The following is a 21,077-nucleotide window of genomic DNA, read 5'->3' on the forward strand; positions in this document are numbered from 1 at the left end:
AGCCGTTGCAATGGCGATGGCCCACCATCTAGGCTAGGATTGTTTTGGGCAGGACGGTTTTTGCCGCAGGCGAAAAGCCACGGCGGAACAACGGGATCAATCTCGAGGGACATCACCATGCGCGTGGCGGCAGGACTGATTTTAGCAGGTGCGATGTCGGTGGCGCTCTCCGGCGCCGCATGGTCGCAGACGCCGGCCGCGAAGCCCGCGGCCGCACCGCAAGCCGCGCCGGCGGCAACACCAGCGGCTGCAACATCCCCTGCAGCTCCAGCGCCCGCAGCAGCGGCTGCGGCGCCAGCGGGCTTCGTCAATCCGCCCCCGCCGAAACAGCCGCCGCAGCCGGCCCGCGCGGCCTGCAACACACCGGGCGCACTCGGCGTCGCCCGCACCGTCGAGATCGACACCACGGGCGGTCCCGGCTTCGGCTTCGAGCATTTCAAGGAGCTCGACTTCCTGCGCGACAAGGAGGTCGTGCTGACCTTCGACGACGGCCCCTGGCCGCGCAACACGCCCGCGGTGCTGAAGGCGCTCGCGGACGAATGCACCACCGGAATCTTCTTCATCATCGGCAAGCACGCGACCTACGAGCCGGAGGTCCTCAAGCAGGTCTACGCAGCCGGCCACACCGTCGGCGCCCACACTTGGTCGCACGCCAACCTCAACAACAAGAAGCTCAACGAAGCGCAGCGCAAGGACGAGATCGAGAAGGGCTTTGCGGCGGTGAAGTGGGCGCTCGGCGGCATCTCGCCCGCGCCGTTCTTCCGCTTCCCGGCGCTGCAGCATCCGCCCGAGATGGTCACCTATCTCGGCAACCGCAATGTCGCGAGCTTCTCCTGCGACATCGACTCGTTCGACTTCAAGGCTTCCAAGCCCGAGAAGATCGTCGAGACCGTGATGAAGAAGCTCGATACCAAGGGCAAGGGCATCATCCTGATGCACGACTTCCAGAAGCACACCGCGGAGGCCCTGCCCGAGCTGCTCAAGCGGCTGAAGGCCGGCGGCTACAAGGTGGTCGCGATGCGCGCCAAGTTCCCGGCCTCGACGCTGCCGGAATACGACCAGGAGCTGCTCAAGGACCTCAAGCTGCCGACGGTGAGTCAGCGCCCGGTCAATTCGGTGGTGACCACCGTTTCCGAATAGCCGTCGCACTTGTCTTTCCGTATCGAAGGCTACGTCATCGTCTCCGCGGACGGCATGCTCGCCGATCCGTCGCACATCATGCCTGAGACGTTGAAATTCGAAGGTGACAAGCGGTTCTTCGAGCAGGCACTCGATCGCGCCGCGCTGATCGTGCACGGCCGCAACTCGCACGAGCAGCAGCCGAATTCGGCCAGCCGCAAGCGGCTGATCCTGACCCGCAAGATCAGGGACCTCACCGTCGATCCGGAGATGCCGAACGCGACGCTGTGGAATCCTGAGCATGCGAACTTCGAGCAGGCCTGCGCCTTCGCCGACGTCGCATCCGGCATGGTCGCCGTCATCGGCGGACCGGTCGTGTTCGACCTGTTCATGGACCGCTACGACACGTTCTGGCTGTCGGAGGCTCCGCATGTGCGGCTGCCCGGCGGCGAGGGCTGCTTCGTCGGCGTGCCCCAGCGGACGCCTCACGAGGTGCTGGCTGCGCACGGGATGAGGCCGGGTGCGCCCTACCTCCTCGACGCGGCGCATGAAGTGACCGTGACCCCGTGGCGGCGGGGGTAGCCTGCCGGCAGTGGCGGCGCTTACGCCGGCTCCGACCCAAACTGGAAAAACAACCCCATGCACAGTACCTGCAACATCATACCGTTCCGCATATTGCTGATGTGCCGTGCTAAAATTGGTCCCGCCGCCGGCCAGCGCAAAGCCGGCTAGCATATTTGCCGAGACCCGAAAATCGGCCCCGACGGCGGTCGTGGCGCTATAGCCAACGTCCGAGGCGCGGCGTCAATACGGGCCAACGGCTGCGACACACCGCATCAATAGACTGAGACAAAAGAGCAAAAACTAACCCACGGCCAGAATGAGCGACGACTGCACGCCGACTAGTCCGACGGACGCTTCCGGATTGAATGACGATGTCGCCCCGATATCGTCCCTGCTGCCGGCATTCGGCTTCAGCGCCGATCAGATGGAGACGGAGGCGAACATCGCAGCGTGGCGGGAAGCCGTCGCCACGCTGTTCGAGGTGGACGAGCTCGCCGCCGGCGAACCGGGCCCGTTTCGCGCCGACCTCAGCTCCTACGCCATGGGACCGGTGCTGATCGGGCTGAGCCGTGCCAGCGGCCAGCGTTTCCGCCGGACGGCCGAAACGATCGCGCGCAGCGGCGTCGACCACATCATCCTCCAGCTCTATCTGAAGGGCGGCTATGACGGCGTTGCCGGAACACGGCCGATGCGCGTACGCGCCGGCGACATCTGCCTGTTCGATCTCGCCCAGGCGCTGGAGACCAAGGCGACGGCGTTCGAGAATGTCACGCTGGTCGTGCCGCGCCCGATGTTCGCCGCCCATCTCTTGCGGGTCGATGATTTGCATGGCCTGGTGCTGCCGGGCAGCAGCGTGATCGCGCGATTGCTGGCGGGGCATCTCACCGCCCTGTTCGAATTTGCCCCGCGCATGAGCCTCGACGAATGCCAATCCGTGGTCGAGGGCACGGTGTCGCTGCTGGCCGCGTGCCTTCGCAACGAAATCGAACGGGGCGAGGCCGATGCCGACCATGGCGTCGCGGCAAGCCCGTCCTTGATGCGGATCCGCCAATATATCGAGGCTGGCCTTGCCAGCGAGGATCTGTCGGCCAATTCGATCGCCGCCCATTTCGGCCTGTCCCGGGCCTCGCTGTACCGGCTGTTCGCCCCGGTCGGCGGCATCGCCGACTACATCCGCAGCCGCCGACTGCACCGCGCCTTCTTCGACCTCGCCAATTCGGGCGCGCGGGGCCCCCGGATCAGCGAGGTGGCACGGCGCTGGCAGCTTGGCACCGACGCGCATTTCACGCGCTCGTTCAAGGCCGCCTACGGCATCACGCCCCGCGCCGCACGGGAGGCCGCCCTGCTCGGCCGACAGCGCGGCAGCGATGGAGCGAACAGCGCGACGATTTCCCGCTGGATGCGCGAGATCGCGCCGCCGAGAGCGGAGTGACCGCTAGACGTCGCCGTAGGCCGCCTCGGCCGGACGCGTGGTGCGGCCATAGCCGATGATCATGCAGAGCGCGCCGATGATCGAGAGGTTCTTGAGCGCGTCGACCAGCATCTTGGCGTTGTCGGGCGCCGCCATGTTCCAAAAATCGTAGAACAGGACGGTCGCGACGGCGACGTAGACGATCAGCAGCATCGCGAAGAAACGCGCGCCGAAATTCAACGCGATCATCAGCCCTGCAATGATCTCGAGCCCGCCGATCGCGATCGCCAACAGCTGCGGCGTGGTCATGGCGGTCGCCGTCTCGACCTGCTGGGCATAAGGCGCGACGACATCGGGCACCACGAGCTTGGTTGCGATGACGTCGGCGGTGGCCTGGATGGCAAACAGCTTGGTCGCGCCCGTGTAGATGAACAGCACGGCGAACAGGATTCGCCCGAAAGTCACGAACGCTGGCATGATCGGCCTCTTGGCAAGCTCAGAGCGCAGAACGCAGAACGCTTGAAGGGGATTATGGAGAGTCGTGCGCCGGTTTACAAACGGGGAAATGGCGAACTGATAGGAATTCAAAATTGCCGGTCTCTTTCCTTCTCCCCCTTGTGGGAGAAGGTGGCTCGCCGCGAAGCGGCGAGACGGATGAGGGGTATCTATCGGCACGGGCAACTCGCGAGATCCCGACTCGCGGAAACAACCCCTCATCCGGCGCCACGGCCGAAGCTTCGCTTCGGCGTCGCTAAGAACGGCGGCCGAAGGCCGCCTATGCCACCTTCTCCCACAAGGGGAGAAGGATTGCACCTCCAGCGGCGCGACAGCGGTGCCTTACGTAAACAACGTCGGCTGCTGCCGCGAGGCGCGTTCCTGCGCTTCCACCACGGCCACGGCCGTCATGTTGAGGATGCCGCGTGCCGTCACCGAGGGGGTGAGGATATGCGCGGGGCGCGCCGGGCCGACCAGGATCGGGCCGACGGGCAGCGCGTCCGCGAGCGACTTGATCATCTGATAGGCGACGTTGGCGGTATCCAGGGTCGGCATGATCAGGATGTTGGCCTCGCCCTCCAGCTTGGAATGCGGCAGCACCATCCTTCGCGCAGCTGCGGAGAGCGCGGTGTCGCCCTGCATTTCGCCGTCGGCCTCGATCTCCGGATGCTTGTCCTTCAGAAGCTGGGTCGCCAGCCGCATCTTGCGCGAGGAATCGGTGTCGTAGCTGCCGAAATCCGAATGCGAGACGAAGGCGATCTTCGGCTTGATGTTGAAGCGCTGGACGTGGACCGCGGCGAGCGATGCGATCTCGGCAAGCTCCTCCGCGCTCGGATTGGGGCGAACTTGCGTGTCGGCGATAAAGAAGGCGCCTTTGCTGGTGATCAATAGCGCCAGCGCCGCATAGTCGCTGATTCCAGGCGAGAAGCCGACGATCTCGCGGACGTGGCGCAGATGGCTCATGTAGCGGCCCTCGACGCCGCAGAGCATGGCGTCTGCTTCCCCGCGCGTCACCGCAAGCGCGGCGATCACCGTATTGTTGGTGCGCACCACGGTGCGGGCTGCATCCGGCGTCACGCCGCGGCGACCGGCGACCTCGACATAGGACTGCACGTAGGAGCGGTAGCGTGGATCGTCCTCGGGATTGACGAGGTCGAAATCCTTGCCGGCCCGGATCGAGAGGCCGAAGCGCTTGATGCGCGCCTCCACGACCGACGGACGGCCGACCAGGATCGGCCGCGCCAGCTTTTCCTCCAGCACGACTTGCGTGGCGCGCAGCACGCGCTCGTCCTCGCCTTCGGCATAGATCACGCGCACCGGCTGGGTCTTGGCCTTGGCGAACATCGGCTTCATGACGAGGCCGGAGCGGAAGGCGAAGCGCTCGAGCAGCGCGGTGTATTCGTCGAAATTGGTGATGGGGCGCGTTGCGACGCCCGATTCCATCGCCGCCTTCGCCACGGCCGGCGCGATGCGCAAGATCAACCTGGGATCAAAGGGGCTTGGGATCAGCGAGCCCGGACCGAAGCCCTGCGTCTCGCCGGTGTCGAAACCCTGCGCGACGGCATCCGACGGCGCCTCGCGCGCGAGCTGCGCGATGGCCTCGACGGCGGCCTGCTTCATCTCCTCGTTGATCGCGGTGGCGCCGACATCGAGCGCCCCTCGGAAGATGAAGGGAAAGCAGAGGACGTTGTTGACCTGGTTCGGGTAGTCGGAACGGCCGGTGCAGATCATGGCGTCGGGGCGCGCCTTGCGCGCCTCTTCCGGCATGATTTCCGGCACCGGATTGGCGAGCGCCATGATCAGGGGCTTGTCGCCCATCGCCTTGGCCATCTCCGGCTTGAGCACGCCGGGTGCCGAGAGTCCGATGAAGATGTCGGCGCCGCCGATCACGTCGGCGAGCGTGCGCTTGTCGGTCTTCTGCGCATAGACCGCCTTCCAGCGGTCCATCGAGGTGTTGCGGCCCTCGTGCACGAGGCCGTCGATGTCGCAGACCCAGATGTTCTTGCGCTGCGCGCCCATCGAGACCAGGAGATTGAGTGTCGCGATCGCCGCGGCCCCTGCCCCCGACGCGACGATCTTGACCTCGGACAGCTTCTTGCCGTTCAGCCTCAAACCATTGGTGATGGCGGCGGCGACGATGATCGCAGTGCCGTGCTGGTCGTCGTGGAAGACCGGAATCTTCATGCGCTCCTTCAAGCGCGCTTCGATCTCGAAGCATTCCGGCCCGCGGATGTCCTCCAGATTGATGCCTCCGAAGGTCGGCTCCAGCGCGGCCACGGTCTCGACCACGCGGTCGATGGTGTCGGCGGCGATCTCGATGTCGAACACGTCGATGCCGGCGAATTTCTTGAACAGGACCGCCTTGCCTTCCATCACCGGCTTGGAGGCCAGCGGACCGATATTGCCGAGGCCGAGCACCGCGGTGCCGTTGGAGACCACGGCAACCAGGTTGGCGCGCGTGGTGAGCGTGGCCGCCTCGGCCGGATTCTTGGCGATCTCGGTGCAGGCCGCGGCGACGCCCGGCGAATAGGCCAGCGCGAGGTCGCGTTGATTGGCAAGCGGCTTGCTTGCCTGGATCTCGAGCTTTCCAGGGCGCGGCAGACGGTGGTAGGCGAGCGCCGCCTGGTGGAGATCATCAGAATAGGACGACATGCGGTGTCTCGCCTCGCGTTACCGGCCCCGAAAATGCACGATTCGACGGCCCAAGCGGACCGTATTTCCGGGTCATGGAAACGGGATGAAGCACGGCCGAAGGCCCGGTGGCAACATCCGATTGCATCCCCGTCAACAGGGCGCGCCGTCAAATATTTGAAACCATAGCTTTCTCTGGACCGCGCGGCGTTTCGCGAATATGGCAGGTTGCGCGATCCAAAATCGGCAATCGGAGCTGGGAATGAAGCGAATCCTGATCGGCCTCGTCGTGGGAGCGGTGCTCGCCGCGGGCGGATGGTTCGGCTTCAATCTGTATGTGCAGAACCGGGCGACCGCCGAGGTCGAGGCGGTGTTCGCGCAGATCCGCTCGGGTGGGGGCAAGGCGAGCCATGGCAAGATCGGGTTCGAGCTCGCGACCCGGACGCTGACGGTGGAGGACATCAAAGTCGAGCCTGCCCAGGCGCAGCTCGCCACCTTGAAGGTCGCCAAGATCACGGCCGTCGGTGTGCGCCAGCCGGACGAGGCTCGTTTCTCGGCCGACAGCATCGAGGCGTCGGGCGTCGAGGTCGGCTTTACATCCACCGAGCGGATCACCGTGAAGGCGAACTACAAGCTCCCGCAGATCACCGCGCGCGATTTTTCCGGCCCGACCCGCGCAGAGGGCACGCCGGTGACCGGCTCGATTATGGACATGTACCGCTTCATCCTCGCGCAATACGCGAACATCTCGGCGTCGGAGATCGCGGTGCCGACCCTCGAGGTCAACGTCGATGCGGGCGGCAATGCCGGCGGCGGTGATTATGTCTATTCGGGCGTGTCCATCCAGAACGTCAACCGGGGCAAGATCGAAACGGCGAAGATGGACCGCGTCGCCCTTACGGTCGACCTGACCCAGCCGGGCAGGCCCGCGAAGATGACCGGCGAATTGTCCGGCCTGGCCATCTACGAATTCGACCCAACCGCCGTGAGGGCTGCGCTCGATCCGCAAGGATCGAACGACGACAATTTTCACAGGATCTATCGGCGCATCTCGGTCAACTCCTATGTCGTGACGGCGGCTCCCGGCATGCGCATGCAGGTGGACGGGTTCACCTTCGACGACATTGCCATCCGGCCCTCGAAATTCCGGCCGGCCGAGATCATCGCGCTGGTGCCGGCCGACGGCTCGATCCCAACGCCGGCACAGTCGCGTGACATGATCGAGAAGGTGGCCGACCTCTTCGACGGCTTCCAGATCGGCAAGGCCGAAATTGGCCGGCAAACGGCCGAGACGCCGCAAGGGACGGGACGGCTCGACGCGGTCAAATACGATCAGGACAGAATAACGCTGGAGGGCCTCGACATCCCGATGCCGCAGGGCCAGTTCAAGATGGACCGCTTCGCGTTGAAGTCCTTCAGCGTGGCAAATCTGATGCGCTGGGCGGCGAGTCTCCAAACGCCGGGACGGCCGCCCTCGCCCGATCAGATGGTCGGCCTATTCCGCGTGCTCCAAGGTGCCGAGATCAAGGGCGTGGTCTCGCCGTACAAGACGACGCGGCAGCTCTTCACCATCGATACGATCAGCCTGAACTGGGGGGAGTTCGTCGGGCCGATCCCGAGCAAGGTCAATCTGGTCGTGAAGATGGTCGCGCCGACCGATCCCGCCAATCCGGCGCTGCAGCCGCTGATCGTGGCAGGCGTGGACAAGCTGGCGATCGATCTGGATCTCGGCGCGGCCTGGACGGAATCGTCGGGCGCGTTCGCGCTCGCCCCCGCTACGCTCGATCTCGGCAACCTCGCCAGGCTGCAGACCCGCGTCGCGCTCGTCAATGTGCCGCGCGGCCTGTTCACGACCGACCCGGCGCAGGCGATGGGTCAGGCAGCGCTGGTCGAAACCGGCGCGCTTGAGGCCTCGCTGCGTGACGGCGGCGTGGTCGATCTCGTCGTGGCGCAGTTCGCACGCATGCAGAATGTCAGCCGCGATGCTGCCCGCAGCGCCATCGTCGCGATGATCAGGGCGCAAGGCGAGAAGATCGCAGGGACCAATAGCGATGCCAGGGGCGCGGTCGACGCGCTCGCCGGATTCGTGGAAGCGCCGGGGCAGACGCTGACCATTAAGCTGACGCCCCGCGCCAAGGTGCCGTTGATGCAATTGATGCAGCTCTCGCAAACCGACCCGCAGAGCGCGCTGGCGCAGTTCAGGATCGAGGCCTCGACGGGGCTGTAGTTCGATCTCCCGGATGCGGCTCGGGAGGGCTTCAACTCGTGTCGTCAGTGAAGTCCCGTCGGTCCGGGGCGACCGGGCATGCAGTCTTTCATCGTTCCCCCCTTCAGGAGGCGGCAGTCCCAGTAAAAGTCGAGCATCATGCCGGCGATAAGCAGCGCAATCACTGCCAAGACTAGGGCGGCGACGCGACTGTTGCTCATTGAGCTCTCCGTCCACGACGCGACCTTAGATCGATGTCACGATTAACGTCAACTTGAACACGACGAAGACGAAAAGAGCAAGTTCACCGGAATTCTTGGGCCCCAGCTCAGCAGCGCATCACTCGCGTGCCGCGCTGCGTCCGGGGCACCAGACTAGAAACCGTCAAATTCACTTCTGCGGCAGGTTGACCCGCACATGCAGCTCGCGGAGCTGTTTTGTGGTGGCTTCCGACGGAGCGCCCATCAGGAGGTCCATGGCCTGCTGGTTCATCGGGAACAGCGAGATCTCGCGCAGATTCGTGGTGCCACAGAGCAGCATCACGATGCGGTCGACGCCGGCGGCCATACCGCCATGCGGCGGCGCGCCGTACTGGAAGGCGCGGTACATGCCGCCGAAGCGGTCGACCACTTCCTGCTCGCCGTAACCTGCAATCTCGAACGCCTTCACCATGGCTTCCGGCACGTGGTTGCGGATGCCGCCCGAGGCGATCTCGTAGCCGTTACAGGTGATGTCGTACTGGAACGCCTTGATCGTCAGCGGATCCTGCGACTTCAGCGCCTCCAGGCCGCCCTGCGGCATCGAGAACGGGTTGTGCGAGAAGTCGACCTTCTTGTCGTCCTCGTTGTACTCGTACATCGGGAAGTCGACGATCCAGGCGAGCTCGAACCGCTCCTTGTCGGTGAGGTTCAAATCCTCGCCGACCTTGTTGCGGGCGAGACCTGAGAACTTCCAGAACTTGTCGGGATCGCCGGCGACGAAGAAGGCGGCATCGCCTTCCTTGACGCCGAGCTGCGCGCGGATCGCGGCGGTGCGCTCGGGCCCGATGTTGTTCGCGAGAGGACCTGCGCCCTCGCCGCCCTCGCGCCACATGATGTAGCCAAGGCCGGGCTGGCCCTCGCCTTGCGCCCACGAGTTCATGCGGTCACAGAAGGCGCGGCTGCCGCCGCCCGGTGCCGGGATCGCCCAGACCTGGTTCTTGGGATCTTCGAGCATGCGCGCGAACACCTTGAAGCCGGAGCCGCGGAAATGCTCGGAGATGTCCTGCATCTCGATGGGATTGCGCAGGTCCGGCTTGTCGCTGCCGTACTTGCGCAACGCCTCGGCGAACGGAATCCGGCGCCAGCCCTTGGTCACCGGCTTCCCCTTGGCAAACTCTTCAAAGACGCCCGTGATCACAGGCTCCATCGCCGCGAAGACGTCTTCCTGCGTCACAAAGCTCATCTCGACGTCGAGCTGGTAGAACTCACCGGGCAGACGGTCGGCGCGCGGGTCCTCGTCGCGGAAGCAGGGCGCGATCTGGAAGTAGCGGTCGAAGCCCGACATCATCAGCAGCTGCTTGTACTGCTGCGGCGCTTGCGGCAGCGCGTAGAACTTGCCGGGATGGATGCGCGACGGGACGAGGAAGTCGCGCGCACCTTCCGGCGAGGACGCGGTCAGGATCGGCGTGTTGAACTCGAAGAAGCCCTGCCCCTCCATGCGCCGGCGCATCGACTTGATGATCTCGACGCGCGTCATGATGTTCTGGTGCAGCTTCTCGCGACGCAGATCCAGGAAGCGATACTTGAGGCGGATGTCTTCGGGATATTCCTGGTCGCCGAACACCGGCAGCGGCAGGTCGCCGGCCGGTCCCAGCACCTCGATCTCGCTGATGTAGACCTCGACCTTGCCGGTCGGCAGGTCGTCATTGTCGGTGCCATCGGGGCGGCGGCGGACCTTGCCGTCCATCTTGACCACGAATTCCGAGCGCAGCTTTTCGGCCAGCGAGAATGCCGGCGAGTCCGGGTCGACCACGCACTGGGTCAGGCCGTAATGGTCGCGCAGGTCGATGAACAGCACGCCGCCATGGTCGCGGACGCGATGGACCCAGCCGGAGAGGCGGATGGTCTCGCCGATGTTGCTCTCGCGGAGCGCGCCGCATGTATGTGACCGGTAGCGATGCATGGTCGTCCCAAAATCAATGTCGGAAGGAAGCGAATCGAACGGCCCGTGATGGCCGGTCCGAAGTTGCGGCAGGGTTTACCCCGGCAGGACGGGGGCGGCAACCAAGGGAACGGCCGGATTTGGACCTCAGATGCCCATTTTTGGCTTATCCGGGGACGAACCTTTGCCGATTGACGTTCCAGCCCTATCTTGAGGTCATGACGGTGCATTTCCCCTTCCAGAACTCCTATTCGGCGCTGCCGGACAACTTCTTCGCTCGCGTCGCGCCGACCCCCGTCGCCGCCCCCCGGCTGATCAAGCTGAACCGGCCGCTGGCGGTCCAGCTCGGGCTTGATCCTGATGTGCTGGAGACCCCTGATGGCGCCGAGATCCTGGCCGGCAAGACGGTTCCCGCCGGAGCTGATCCCATCGCCATGGCCTATGCCGGGCACCAGTTCGGGCATTTCGTGCCGCAGCTCGGCGACGGCCGTGCCATCCTGCTCGGCGAGGTCATCGACAAAGACGGCGTCCGCCGCGACATCCAGCTCAAGGGAAGCGGCCCCACCCCATTCTCCCGCCGCGGCGACGGCCGCGCGGCGCTCGGTCCGGTCTTGCGCGAATACATTGTCAGCGAGGCCATGTACGCGCTGGGCATCCCGACCACGCGCTCGCTCGCCGCGGTCGTTACCGGCGAGCATGTCATCCGCGAGACCGCGCTGCCCGGCGCGGTGCTGACCCGCGTCGCCTCCAGCCACATTCGCGTCGGCACCTTCCAGTTCTTCGCCGTCCGGCGCGACACCGAGGCGATCCGCCGGCTCGCCGACCACGTCATCGCGCGTCACTATCCGGAGCTGCTTCAGGCGGAGCGGCCGTATCACGCGCTGCTCGCCGCCGTGGTCGCGCGCCAGGCCGAGCTGATCGCGCGCTGGCTGCTGGTCGGCTTCATTCACGGCGTGATGAACACCGACAACAGCTCGATCTCGGGCGAGACCATCGATTATGGTCCGTGCGCCTTCATGGATTCCTACAATCCTGCCCAGGTGTTCTCCTCGATTGACGAGATGGGCCGCTACGCCTATGCTAACCAGCCGCGCATCGGCTTGTGGAATCTGACGCGCCTCGCCGAATGCCTGCTGCCACTGTTTTCGGACGAGCAGGAGAAGGCGGTGGCCGAGGCGCAGGACATTCTCGGCGCGTTCTCCGATCAGTTCAGCGCCGCCTATCAGGCCGGCCTGCGGCGGAAGGTCGGCCTGTTCACCGAGCGCGACGGCGACGATGCGCTGATCCAGGACCTGCTGGATGCCATGGCCAAGAACCAGGCCGATTTCACCCTCACCTTCCGCAAGCTGGGCGACGCCGCGGCCGATGAGGGCGCCGACGTGCGCGCGCAGTTCATGGAGCCCGCAGCCTTCGACGAATGGGCCGGCCGCTGGCGCGCGCGCATCGCGCTGGAGCCACAGAGCGCAGCCGAGCGGCAGGCCGCCATGCACGCGGTCAACCCGATCTTCATCCCGCGCAACCACCGCGTCGAGGCCGTGATCCAGGCCGCGGTGAACGACGAAAATTACGCGCCGTTCGAGGAGCTGGTGAAGGTGCTGGCGAAGCCGTTCGAGGACCAGCCGGAGTATGCAGCCTACGCCGATCCGCCGCTGCCGGATCAGCGCGTGTTGCAGACGTTCTGCGGGACGTGAGGCAAGCGGAATATGCATCCCGAATGGCGCCTCGAAGTGGCGGAACTACTTGTTGCCCGACGCTATTCGGAAGCGCTCACGCTGGTTCGCCAAGCGATCGAGGAAGGCAACATGTCCGCACGCTGATTCTCGCGAAGATGGGCGAGAATGCAGGCCTCGTGCGTGATGAGGTCGATCGTCTGATCGATGAGGTCGAAACTACCATGGCCCCCGCAGACGTCGAAACGCATCTCGAATTGAGTAGCGCGTATGACCGAAGGCTCGGCAACCTCCCCTATCTCGAGAAGGACAGGCGGTGCTTCGATCACCTGCTGAAAGCGGTCGAACTCGGAGCCGGACCGGTTTACACGACCGCGCTGGCCATCAAATACGGGATGGGCACGCTGTCCGTTGAGGCCAATCAGGACGAGGCCGTCCGCTGGCTCAAACATGCAATCCAGCAAGGTAGCGTTGAAGCCGCCGATCAATTGCAGAGGCTCTATCGACACATCGAGCAAACGCGGCGCAAACGCGAGATCTCCGGCAGCAATGCGTCCGCCCACTCGGTCACTCTGGTCCAGCGAACTGAGAGCGATCGGTCGTGATCACGCAACTCCCGGACGACTTTCGGTTCTCCGGACCCGAAATGCCGCTCTGCTCCCTCGCAATTCGGATCGCAGACCTCGCAAAACGCTTCGGCTTCACGTTGATCCATTATCAGGACGACGGCCTCGGCTGGGCCGCCTCGATGTTCGTGAGGCTGGAATCCGGGCGGCCCCTCTTTCTGACCGAGCACGCGCATGCAGTCGAGCACCTCGGCGCAAAGGGCCCTGTGGTCGAGGTTGATGCGCAAGATATCGCGGAGATCGATGTCAAACCATTTGTCGGCGAAGTGTTGGAGGCTTTCCAGCTGTCACTCCAGGATGCCGACTGGATCACGCCGGTCGACAGGGCCTATGCGCGCGATTGGATCCGCTGGTGGGCCGACCATGTTGCGAAGCGAGATCGAGCGGGCAACGGAGAGTCGCCGACATGAATGATCCACTCACTGCCGACGAGATCGAGGCGATCAAAGCGCGATGCGAACAGGCTACCGCCGGTCCGTGGAAATCGTTCATCGAGACGCGCGAGAATATCAGCGGATCTGACTTCATCCAGACCGAAGGCGAGGATATTTACCTCACCGGCGCAACGGAAGCCGATCAGGACTTCATCGCTCACGCGCGGCAGGACATTCCAAGACTGATCGCCGAAATCGAGCGTTTGCGCACGATCGATCGTTAACCCCCTACTTCGTCGCCTTCCTGACGCCGCCGAACGATGCCACGTCGAATTTCTGAGGATCGACGGTCTCGTAGCGTGACCACTCCATGTCCGGCATCTTGCCGTAGCGTTCGCTCCAGGCCTTGTCCGTCGTCGTGTTGCCGGGAGCGACGGGGCGAAGCTCGAAATGCAGCACCTTGCTCGGGCCGATCTCGCCGATCGTGTCCTTCGCTTTAACGGTCGCTCCCACCCTAAGTGTCTCGCCTTTCGGACCGACCACGCGGCCGAGCTGGACGTAGCGCGTGTAGACGATGCCGCCATTGGGATAGGTGTGCTTGAGCACGACGTATCGGCCGCAGCCGCCGATCCCGGGAAAATCGGCCGGGGCCTGCTCGCCGGCCTCGATCTTGACGATAACGCCGTCCGCCATCGCTGCCACCGGAGCGCCCGGCTTGTCGGCGGTGAAATCGACACCGGGATGCTCGTCGTGGGTCCAGCATCCGCAGGATGTCATCGTCGTGTCCGCCGGCTTGTCGGCACGTGGAAAGCTGCGCGGGGTCAGGAATTCGCTGACCAGCAGTCCCGGCCCGTCGGGCGAGGTGAAGGCATGGATCGCATAAAGCGAGAGCTTGCCGCCGACCGGCACCTCGTTCGGGAGAAACCCGTAAACCACGTCCTGCATGAAGACCTTGAGCTCGCGCCCCTTGGCGGAGCGCACCGTGATGCAGTTGGTCGCCTGCAGGCTGTCGGCATCCTGCTTGGGCATGCCGCTCATGATCAGAGACCGCTTGAGCGCTCCGTTGGCACACGGCTCGCCGTGAGAGGCCAGCGTGACATCGAGCTTCAGCGGCGACATTGGGTAGACGTCCATGCCGGTGGCGGGCCGCCGGCGCGCCAGGAATTCGTCGAGATCGGTCTCCTTGTAGCGGGCGAAGTTGAACTCGGCCGCGGTCGCACGCGGACCGGTGCTCAACACGGCAAGCAGGACGGAGAGAGAAGCAAGCAATCCCAGCTTGCGGAAGACTCGCGGCGGCATTGGGGAAACTCGTGATGCAATGAGGCTTGGACCAGCAAACCATGACCGCATCTTCACGGCAAGGTAGCTTCTCCACTGCAGCGCAATCGTGAGGCGCCGTCCCCGTCGCATCTGCCCGCCGAAGCGTGTCCACATGTTCAGCAGGCCAGGGGAACCGCTGTCATCAAACTGAAACACACGCGCTCTAACGGGCTGACAGCGCCGTCTTGCCGGAGGCGCCGATCCTCCAACCGTCCCGATTTAGGCGCGCCATGCCCTTCAAATTCATCCACCTCACCGACACGCATCTCGCGAATCCCGGCTCGATGCTCTACGGCCTCGATCCGCGCGCCCGGCTGGATGCGGCGATCGCCGACATCAACAAGCACCAGTCCGACGCTGCGTTTGCGGTCGTGACCGGCGATCTCACCCATTGGGGCGAGCCTGAGTCCTACGCCAACTTCGCCGAGGCGATGACGGCGTTGAAGATTCCCTACATCGCGATGGTCGGCAATCACGACAAGCGCGTCACCTGCCTGGACGCGCTGAAGGCGGCGCCGCGCGATGCCAACGGCTTCGTGCAGGGCACGCGCACCACCGAGCACGGCCTGTTCGTCTTCCTCGACACGCTGGACGAGACCAGCCATGCCGGCGAGATGTGCGCAAAGCGCCTCGGCTGGCTGGCGAGCACGCTCGCCGCCGCGTCCGCCGACCAGGAATTCGTCGTGTTCATGCACCATCCGCCCTTCCCGGTCGGCGTCCACGCCATGGACGAGATCGCGCTGAAGCAGAGCGCCGAATTCGCGGAAGTCATCGCGCCCTATCGCGCGCGGATCCGCCACCTTTTCTTCGGCCATGTGCACCGGCCGATCTTCGGCAGCTACGGCAAGATCCCGTTCTCGACGCTGCGCGGCACCAACCACCAGGTCTGGTTCGAGCTCGACGTTGCGGCCAGCGAGCATCTCGCCAGCCACGAGCCGCCGGCCTACGGCGTCGTGCTGATCGACGACGAGAACCTCGTCGTGCACAGCCACGATTTCCTCGACCAGAGTCTGCGCTTCCCCTTCGAGCCACCGGCGGGAGTGGACGGCCGCGACTACGCGCTCAATTTCCGGGCGCGATGAGATGAGCCTCGCTGAACCCGCGGCTCTCCCGGTCGCGACGTCGGCGGCACCGCGTCTGCACCTCCTGAAGCGGTTCACGAGCCGCTTCAAGGCCTCGCTGCCGGCCTATCTGCTGCTCCTGCCCTCGCTGGTCTTCCTCGCGCTGTTCACCTATGGCGCGATGGGGCGCGTGCTGATCGATGCGCTCTATCAGCGCGCGACGCCGAAGGCGCCGGTGCGTTTCGTCGGCTTTGAGAACATCAGCGCGGTGCTTGCCGACCCCGCTTTCGCAGGAGCCGTCGTCAACAATTTGATCTACGCCGTCGGCACGGCAGTGCCGAGCATCGCGCTTGCGCTGTTGTTCGCGCTGGCGCTGGCGCGCACTCATGCCGTGAACAGCGCGCTGCGCGCCGCGCTGTTCCTGCCGGTGCTGATCCCGATGGTCGCGGCCTCGGCGCTGTTCCTGTTCATCTTCCTGCCGAATGTCGGCCTGCTCGACTATTACATCGGCCGGCTGCTGCCGGTGCTGCCGAACTGGCTCGGCGATCCCGACATCGCGCTCTATGCGATCATGGTCATCACGATCTGGAAGAACGCCGGCTATTACATGCTGTTCTTCCTCGCCGGCCTCCAGGCCGTGCCCGAGGACGTGATGGAGGCGGCGCATCTCGACGGCGCCGGACCGTATCGGCGGCTGCGCCATATCATCCTGCCGGAGCTCAAGCCCACCTTCCTGTTCGTCACCGTCATCGCCACGCTGAATGCGGTGACGCAGGTCGACCACGTCTTCGTCATGACTCAGGGCGGACCGTCCAATTCGACCAACCTCGTGCTGTTCTACATCTACCAGCAGGCGGTCGAGCACTACGACATCGGCAAAGCTTCGGCGGCGACGCTGCTGACGCTCGCCGCGCTGATGGCCCTCACCGCGCTGTCCTTCCGCACCATGGCGAGCCGCGAGGGCGGGCCATGAAGCTGTTTGATACGCTGTGGAAGGACGCCCCGCTCGCCACCCGCGGCGAGATCACGCCCAAGCTCGGCTTCGCCCTGACCGTGCTGCTCGCGATGGTCTGGCTGATCCCCTTCCTGTGGATGGTCGTCGCGACGCTGCGCCCGGCCTCCGACGGCATCAACGCCATGGCCGAGCTGATGCCGAGCCTCAAGCCCACGCTCGACAATGTCAGGGACGCCTGGGAGATCGGCGACTTTCCGCGCTACACGCTCAACACCACGATCATCTGCACCGGCATCCTCCTGGTGCAGTTCGTCACGATCACGCTGGCCGGCTTTGCCTTTGCGCGCCTCGATTTCGCCGGCAAGACGCCGATCTTCCACCTGTTCCTGATGCAGCTGATGCTGGTGCCGGTGCTGCTGATCGTGCCGAACCTGTCACTGGTGGCGCAGCTCGGTCTCTACGACACGCTCACCGGGGTGATGATGCCGTTCTTCGCCTCGGCCTTCGGCACCTTCCTGATGCGCCAGGCGTTCGAGGCCATTCCGACCGAGCTGGAAGACGCCGCGCTGATCGATGGCGCCGGTCTGTTCCAGCGCATCCGCCACATCTACGTGCCGCTGTCGATGCCGAGCTTCTCGGCCTTCGCCATCATCTCCGTGACCAGCCACTGGAACGACTTCCTGTGGCCGCTGATGGTGATCAATTCGCCGGACAAGCGCCCGCTCACGATCGGCCTCTCCGTCTTCACCAAGACCGCCGAAGGCACGCAGGCCTGGGGCACCATCGCCGCCGGCACGCTCATGGTGATCGCGCCTCTGCTCGTCGCCTTCCTGATCTTCCAGAAACGCTTCATCAGCTCTTTCGTCACCTCAGGCATCAAATAGGAGATTTTCCGATGCTGTTCTCCCGCAGGCTCATGCTCGGCCTGGCCATGGTAGGCACCATGGCAGGCGCCCTCGCCGTTCCGGCCAAGGCCGAAGGTCCGACCGAGGTCGACCTGTTCTTTCCCGTCCCCGTCGACGGCAAGCTCGCCCGCGACATGGGCACCCTGATCAAGGAGTTCAACGAGACTCATCCCAACGTCAAGGCGACTGCCGTCTACACCGGCTCCTATGACGACACGCTGATCAAGACGCGCGCCGCGATCAAGGCCGGCAAGCCGCCGGCCGCCGTGATCATGTCGGCGAACTTCCTGCTCGACATGCAGATCGAGAACGAGCTCACCAATCTCGATGCGCTGATCAAGGCCGACGGCACCACCAAGGACCAGTTCCTCGGCCAGTTCTTCCCGGCGCTGCACGGCAATGCCGTGATCAACCGCTCGGTCTACGGCGTGCCGTTCCACAATTCGACGCCGCTGCTCTACATCAACGCCGACAAGGCCAAGGAAGCGGGCCTTGATCCGAGCAAGCCGCCGCAGACCTGGGCCGAGCTCACCGACTGGGCCAAGAAGCTGACCAAGCGCGAGGGCGACAAGGTGACCCAATGGGGCATCGCAATCCCCTGCGCCTACGATTATTGCGGCTGGATGATGGAAACGCTCACCATGAGCAATGGCGGCCGCTTCTACAACGAGGAGTTCGGCGGCGAGGTCTATTACGACACGCCCTCGATGCTGGGTGCACTGACCTGGTGGAATGACCTCATTTACAAGCACAAGGTCCACACGCCCGGCGCCACGCCTGGTCCCGCCGTCAGCACCTCCTTCATCTCGGGCAATGCCGCGATGATGATGCTGTCGACGGGCTCGCTCACTTACGTGCGCGACAACGCCAAGTTCGCCTACAAGGTCGCCTTCATCCCGCGCAACGTCCGCAACGCGGTGCCGATCGGGGGCGCCTCCCTGATCATGCCGGCCGGGCTTGAGGCCGACAAGCAGAAGGCCGCCTGGACGCTGATCAAGTGGATGACCTCGCCCGAGAAGAGCGGCTGGTGGAGCCGCGCCACCGGCTATTTCGCGCCGAACATGGCCGCCTACACGACGCCGGAGATGGTCGAATTCCTGGGCAAGAACCCGGACGCCAAGACCGCCGTCGAGCAGCTCGACGTCGCAAAGCCGTGGTTTGCGACCTACAAGACCGTGCCGGTGCGCAAGAACCTCGAGGACGAGGTGATGCTGGTCCTCAACGGCAAGAAGCAGCCGAAGGAAGCCCTCGCCGCTGCCCAGAAAGCCGCCGACGAGACGCTCAAGCCGTACAACGCTGAGACGTCGCTGAAGCTGCCGTAAAATCGGTAGTCCATCGCACGAACAAGCTTCGGCGCCCCGTCATGCGGGGCGCCGAATGCGTTGGGAATGTGCTCGATCAGATCGTCACCACGATCTTGCCGAACTGATCGTTCGACTCCAGAAACCGATGCGCTTCGACGATGTCCTCGAAGCGGAACGTTCGGGCGATGACAGGCTGCAACGTGCGATCCGACAGCCCGTCGAGAATGAACGCCTTGGCCTGCGCGAGGCGCGCGGGATTGCGGATGATCTCGTGCACGAGGTAGCCGCGCAACACCAGGCTCTTCGTCAACACGTTGAAGAGCGGAAACGGCGTCGGCTCAGGACTCAATCCACCATATTCGATCAGGATTCCGCCCGGCGACATGGCCGCGGTCAGCGGCTCGAACGCGGGACCACCGACGGCGTCGAAGACGACGCGGACCCCGTTAGATCCGGCGATCGCCTCCAGCCGCGCCCGAATGTCGTCTTCGTCCGAGGCGACGACATGGGCCGCGCCGGCATCGCGCAAGGCCCCAAGCTTGGCCGAGGTCCGCGTCAGCGCGACCGCGGTCGCGCCGACCCGGTTCGCAATCTGAATCGCCGCAATCCCGACGCTGCTGGATGCAGCGGTGATGGCGACGATGTCCCCTCGACCAAGTCGGGCGATGTCGACCAAAGCGCCGTAGGCCGTCAGATACTGCATCCACACGGCCGCCGCCTTCTTGAAGCCGAGCTCCGGCGGATGTTTCACGATGAGTTCGGCCGGAAACGTCGCGAGCTCGGCATAGGCCGGCCGTCGCACCATCGACAGCGGCGGCACGATGCTCACGATATCGCCCGGCACAAAGCTCGTCACATCGTCCCCGACCGCTTCGACGATGCCGGCCGCCTCGAGACCCAGCCCAGATGGAAATGTCGCGCGCTCGATATAGGTCCCCGCTCGCAACAAGGCCTCGGCGCGATTGAGGCCGAGTGCCTTGACCCGGATCTGCACCTCGCCCGTCGCCGGTGGCGGAACATCGATGGTTTCGATGCGCAGCACGTCGGGACCACCATGGCGATAAAAGCGAACGGCGCGGGCCATGGATGCACTCCAAAACAGTTGAACTGAATAGAGCTATGCCGATCCGTGCGAAGAGAATAAATCGCCCAAGCAAGCCAAAAGTCGAAACCAGGAGTTTTCAATCATGGACCGCCTGACCAGCATGGCCGTCTTCGTCAGAGCCGTCGATCTCGGCTCGTTCGCGGCTGCGGCCGATGCCCTGGAGATGTCGGGGCCGATGGTTGGCAAGCACGTCCGTTTCCTCGAAGAGCGCCTCGGGGCGCGGCTCCTCAACCGCACCACGCGGCGCCAGAGCCTGACCGACGCCGGCCAGGCCTACTACGAACGCTGCCGCGCGGTGCTGAGCGAGGCCGAAGCCGCAGATAGCGTCGTTGCCGACCAGCTGTCGGAGCCGCGCGGCAGGCTGCGCGTCACCATGCCGGCCCTGCTGGGACGGCACTGCATTGCGCCGTTGCTGATGAAGCTCGCGCGGAAATATCCGCATCTCGAACTCGACCTCTCGTTCGGCGATCCGATTGCCGACATCGTCGAGGCCGGCTACGATCTGGCAATCCGAACCGGCGATCTCGACGACCAGTCCGGCCTGATCGCACGGCGCATCGCAAGCCAGCGCATGGTGGTATGTGGCGCGCGGTCGTATTTGCGCACGAGCGGCAGGCCGAAATCGCTCGAAGATCTCGCCGCCCATCAAGCGATCATCTATCGCGGCTCAGGGCGTGTCCGGCCGTGGCTCTTTCCGCAGGAGGGCGCGCCTCCGCGCGAGATCATGCCATCGGGCCGGCTCCGACTTGACGACCTGGAGGCGATTGCCGATGCCGCGGCACAAGGCATGGGTCTCGCCTGGCTACCCTATTGGCTGGTCCGCGAGCGCCTCGACACGGGTGCGCTGGTCAATCTCTTCAGCAGTCAGCCCCAATTCCTCTACGAGTGCCACGCTCTCTGGCCGCGCTCACCCCGGCTGCCGCCGAAGGTGCGCGCTGCCGTGGACATCCTCGCGACCGGCTTGCCGAAGCTGATGGCGTGACCATGGCTGCGCCCAATTAACTTCTCGTCCACCATCCGGCCCGGCCTGGCGCCGGTAACCACGAGAATTAACAGACCCTCAACGCCGCCCCGACAAATCTATCAATGTTTCTGGAGATTTCGCCGTGGATCTGTTGGTTTTCGAGTTCCTGGGATTGGCCTTGGTCGCCATGTGCGTGATCGTGGTGGCGCTGCCCTGCGCCCGCAA

19 protein-coding genes are annotated in these 21,077 nt (G+C 64.7%); 13 read left to right on the plus strand and 6 right to left on the minus strand.

What is annotated here, in order from left to right:
• Positions 1-117: 117 nt before the first annotated feature.
• The 3 genes from I6F24_RS09505 (at position 118) to I6F24_RS09515 (ending at position 3,115) form a co-directional block, all read left to right on the plus strand.
• Positions 118-1,140, plus strand: a complete 1,023-nt coding sequence (locus I6F24_RS09505) for a polysaccharide deacetylase family protein (RefSeq protein WP_036000479.1) — start codon at positions 118-120, stop codon at positions 1,138-1,140.
• A 9-nt stretch (positions 1,141-1,149) separates the two neighbouring features.
• A complete protein-coding gene (locus tag I6F24_RS09510) occupies positions 1,150-1,701 on the plus strand; it encodes a dihydrofolate reductase (protein WP_036000481.1) in 552 nt (183 codons plus the stop codon).
• Positions 1,702-1,999: 298 nt separating this feature from the next.
• On the plus strand, positions 2,000-3,115 hold the full coding sequence (locus tag I6F24_RS09515; protein WP_050995865.1) for a helix-turn-helix domain-containing protein: 1,116 nt from the start codon (positions 2,000-2,002) through the stop codon (positions 3,113-3,115).
• Between the two features lie 3 nt (positions 3,116-3,118).
• Here I6F24_RS09515 and I6F24_RS09520 read toward each other — a convergent pair whose 3' ends face one another.
• The gene (locus tag I6F24_RS09520; RefSeq protein WP_036000486.1) at positions 3,119-3,571 is read right to left on the minus strand and encodes a DoxX family membrane protein; all 453 of its coding nucleotides are present in this window, start codon (positions 3,569-3,571) and stop codon (positions 3,119-3,121) included.
• A gap of 360 nt (positions 3,572-3,931) precedes the next feature.
• Positions 3,932-6,241 (minus strand): NADP-dependent malic enzyme, encoded by a 2,310-nt coding sequence (locus I6F24_RS09525; protein ID WP_036022760.1) that lies wholly within the window; start codon positions 6,239-6,241, stop codon positions 3,932-3,934.
• Positions 6,242-6,482: 241 nt separating this feature from the next.
• Here I6F24_RS09525 and I6F24_RS09530 point away from each other — a divergent pair, with 241 nt between their 5' ends.
• On the plus strand, positions 6,483-8,447 hold the full coding sequence (locus I6F24_RS09530) for a hypothetical protein (protein ID WP_225149518.1): 1,965 nt from the start codon (positions 6,483-6,485) through the stop codon (positions 8,445-8,447).
• Positions 8,448-8,491: 44 nt separating this feature from the next.
• Here the strand turns inward: I6F24_RS09530 and I6F24_RS09535 are convergent, their stop codons facing one another.
• Positions 8,492-8,647 carry a hypothetical protein gene (locus I6F24_RS09535; RefSeq protein WP_158284410.1) on the minus strand — a complete coding sequence of 52 codons (156 nt, stop codon included), beginning with the start codon at positions 8,645-8,647 and terminating at the stop codon, positions 8,492-8,494.
• A gap of 169 nt (positions 8,648-8,816) precedes the next feature.
• Positions 8,817-10,589: an aspartate--tRNA ligase gene (gene aspS, locus I6F24_RS09540; RefSeq protein WP_225149517.1), complete on the minus strand. Its 1,773-nt coding sequence runs from the start codon at positions 10,587-10,589 to the stop codon at positions 8,817-8,819.
• A 197-nt stretch (positions 10,590-10,786) separates the two neighbouring features.
• On the opposite strand from aspS, the gene I6F24_RS09545 reads away from it, so the two are divergent.
• The 4 genes from I6F24_RS09545 (at position 10,787) to I6F24_RS09560 (ending at position 13,522) form a co-directional block, all read left to right on the plus strand.
• On the plus strand, positions 10,787-12,259 hold the full coding sequence (locus tag I6F24_RS09545) for a protein adenylyltransferase SelO (RefSeq protein ID WP_225149516.1): 1,473 nt from the start codon (positions 10,787-10,789) through the stop codon (positions 12,257-12,259).
• A gap of 137 nt (positions 12,260-12,396) precedes the next feature.
• The gene (locus I6F24_RS09550; RefSeq protein WP_225149515.1) at positions 12,397-12,843 is read left to right on the plus strand and encodes a hypothetical protein; all 447 of its coding nucleotides are present in this window, start codon (positions 12,397-12,399) and stop codon (positions 12,841-12,843) included.
• On the plus strand, positions 12,840-13,274 hold the full coding sequence (locus I6F24_RS09555) for a hypothetical protein (protein ID WP_225114144.1): 435 nt from the start codon (positions 12,840-12,842) through the stop codon (positions 13,272-13,274). The genes I6F24_RS09550 and I6F24_RS09555 overlap by 4 nt, the downstream gene beginning before the upstream one ends.
• Positions 13,271-13,522 (plus strand): hypothetical protein, encoded by a 252-nt coding sequence (locus I6F24_RS09560; protein WP_225114145.1) that lies wholly within the window; start codon positions 13,271-13,273, stop codon positions 13,520-13,522. Before I6F24_RS09555 ends, I6F24_RS09560 begins: the two co-directional genes overlap by 4 nt.
• Before the next feature lie 4 nt (positions 13,523-13,526).
• On the opposite strand, the gene I6F24_RS09565 is transcribed toward I6F24_RS09560, so the two are convergent.
• Positions 13,527-14,537 carry a M23 family metallopeptidase gene (locus tag I6F24_RS09565; protein ID WP_225149514.1) on the minus strand — a complete coding sequence of 337 codons (1,011 nt, stop codon included), beginning with the start codon at positions 14,535-14,537 and terminating at the stop codon, positions 13,527-13,529.
• Between the two features lie 251 nt (positions 14,538-14,788).
• On the opposite strand from I6F24_RS09565, the gene I6F24_RS09570 reads away from it, so the two are divergent.
• The 4 genes from I6F24_RS09570 to I6F24_RS09585 are packed head-to-tail and all read left to right on the plus strand — an operon-like array spanning position 14,789 to position 18,801.
• A complete protein-coding gene (locus tag I6F24_RS09570) occupies positions 14,789-15,640 on the plus strand; it encodes a phosphodiesterase (RefSeq protein WP_036022751.1) in 852 nt (283 codons plus the stop codon).
• 1 nt (position 15,641) lies between these two features.
• Positions 15,642-16,592: a sugar ABC transporter permease gene (locus tag I6F24_RS09575; RefSeq protein ID WP_074447895.1), complete on the plus strand. Its 951-nt coding sequence runs from the start codon at positions 15,642-15,644 to the stop codon at positions 16,590-16,592.
• Positions 16,589-17,458, plus strand: coding sequence for a carbohydrate ABC transporter permease (locus I6F24_RS09580; RefSeq protein WP_036022745.1), 870 nt, complete (start codon positions 16,589-16,591; stop codon positions 17,456-17,458). The genes I6F24_RS09575 and I6F24_RS09580 overlap by 4 nt, the downstream gene beginning before the upstream one ends.
• Before the next feature lie 11 nt (positions 17,459-17,469).
• Entirely contained in the window at positions 17,470-18,801 is a 1,332-nt protein-coding gene (locus I6F24_RS09585) for an ABC transporter substrate-binding protein (protein ID WP_225149513.1), read from the plus strand.
• A gap of 76 nt (positions 18,802-18,877) precedes the next feature.
• Here the strand turns inward: I6F24_RS09585 and I6F24_RS09590 are convergent, their stop codons facing one another.
• On the minus strand, positions 18,878-19,867 hold the full coding sequence (locus I6F24_RS09590) for a zinc-dependent alcohol dehydrogenase family protein (protein ID WP_036022743.1): 990 nt from the start codon (positions 19,865-19,867) through the stop codon (positions 18,878-18,880).
• A 103-nt stretch (positions 19,868-19,970) separates the two neighbouring features.
• Between I6F24_RS09590 and I6F24_RS09595 the strand changes: the two genes are divergently transcribed.
• Positions 19,971-20,870, plus strand: a complete 900-nt coding sequence (locus tag I6F24_RS09595) for a LysR family transcriptional regulator (protein WP_225149512.1) — start codon at positions 19,971-19,973, stop codon at positions 20,868-20,870.
• Positions 20,871-21,077 lie beyond the last annotated feature (207 nt).

The organism is Bradyrhizobium sp. BRP23 (assembly GCF_020194135.1).
GTDB lineage: Bacteria > Pseudomonadota > Alphaproteobacteria > Rhizobiales > Xanthobacteraceae > Bradyrhizobium > Bradyrhizobium yuanmingense.

Bases quoted from the DNA above. Each gene is read 5' to 3' on its own strand.
- I6F24_RS09505 (WP_036000479.1), top strand. From the start codon at position 118: ATGCGCGTGGCGGCAGGACTGATTTTAGCAGGTGCGATGTCGGTGGCG.
- I6F24_RS09515 (WP_050995865.1), top strand. From the start codon at position 2,000: ATGAGCGACGACTGCACGCCGACTAGTCCGACGGACGCTTCCGGATTG.
- I6F24_RS09520 (WP_036000486.1), bottom strand. From the start codon at position 3,571: ATGCCAGCGTTCGTGACTTTCGGGCGAATCCTGTTCGCCGTGCTGTTC.
- I6F24_RS09525 (WP_036022760.1), bottom strand. From the start codon at position 6,241: ATGTCGTCCTATTCTGATGATCTCCACCAGGCGGCGCTCGCCTACCAC.
- I6F24_RS09530 (WP_225149518.1), top strand. From the start codon at position 6,483: ATGAAGCGAATCCTGATCGGCCTCGTCGTGGGAGCGGTGCTCGCCGCG.
- I6F24_RS09535 (WP_158284410.1), bottom strand. From the start codon at position 8,647: ATGAGCAACAGTCGCGTCGCCGCCCTAGTCTTGGCAGTGATTGCGCTG.
- aspS (WP_225149517.1), bottom strand. From the start codon at position 10,589: ATGCATCGCTACCGGTCACATACATGCGGCGCGCTCCGCGAGAGCAAC.
- I6F24_RS09545 (WP_225149516.1), top strand. From the start codon at position 10,787: ATGACGGTGCATTTCCCCTTCCAGAACTCCTATTCGGCGCTGCCGGAC.
- I6F24_RS09550 (WP_225149515.1), top strand. From the start codon at position 12,397: ATGGGCGAGAATGCAGGCCTCGTGCGTGATGAGGTCGATCGTCTGATC.
- I6F24_RS09560 (WP_225114145.1), top strand. From the start codon at position 13,271: ATGAATGATCCACTCACTGCCGACGAGATCGAGGCGATCAAAGCGCGA.
- I6F24_RS09565 (WP_225149514.1), bottom strand. From the start codon at position 14,537: ATGCCGCCGCGAGTCTTCCGCAAGCTGGGATTGCTTGCTTCTCTCTCC.
- I6F24_RS09570 (WP_036022751.1), top strand. From the start codon at position 14,789: ATGCCCTTCAAATTCATCCACCTCACCGACACGCATCTCGCGAATCCC.
- I6F24_RS09575 (WP_074447895.1), top strand. From the start codon at position 15,642: ATGAGCCTCGCTGAACCCGCGGCTCTCCCGGTCGCGACGTCGGCGGCA.
- I6F24_RS09580 (WP_036022745.1), top strand. From the start codon at position 16,589: ATGAAGCTGTTTGATACGCTGTGGAAGGACGCCCCGCTCGCCACCCGC.
- I6F24_RS09585 (WP_225149513.1), top strand. From the start codon at position 17,470: ATGCTGTTCTCCCGCAGGCTCATGCTCGGCCTGGCCATGGTAGGCACC.
- I6F24_RS09590 (WP_036022743.1), bottom strand. From the start codon at position 19,867: ATGGCCCGCGCCGTTCGCTTTTATCGCCATGGTGGTCCCGACGTGCTG.
- I6F24_RS09595 (WP_225149512.1), top strand. From the start codon at position 19,971: ATGGACCGCCTGACCAGCATGGCCGTCTTCGTCAGAGCCGTCGATCTC.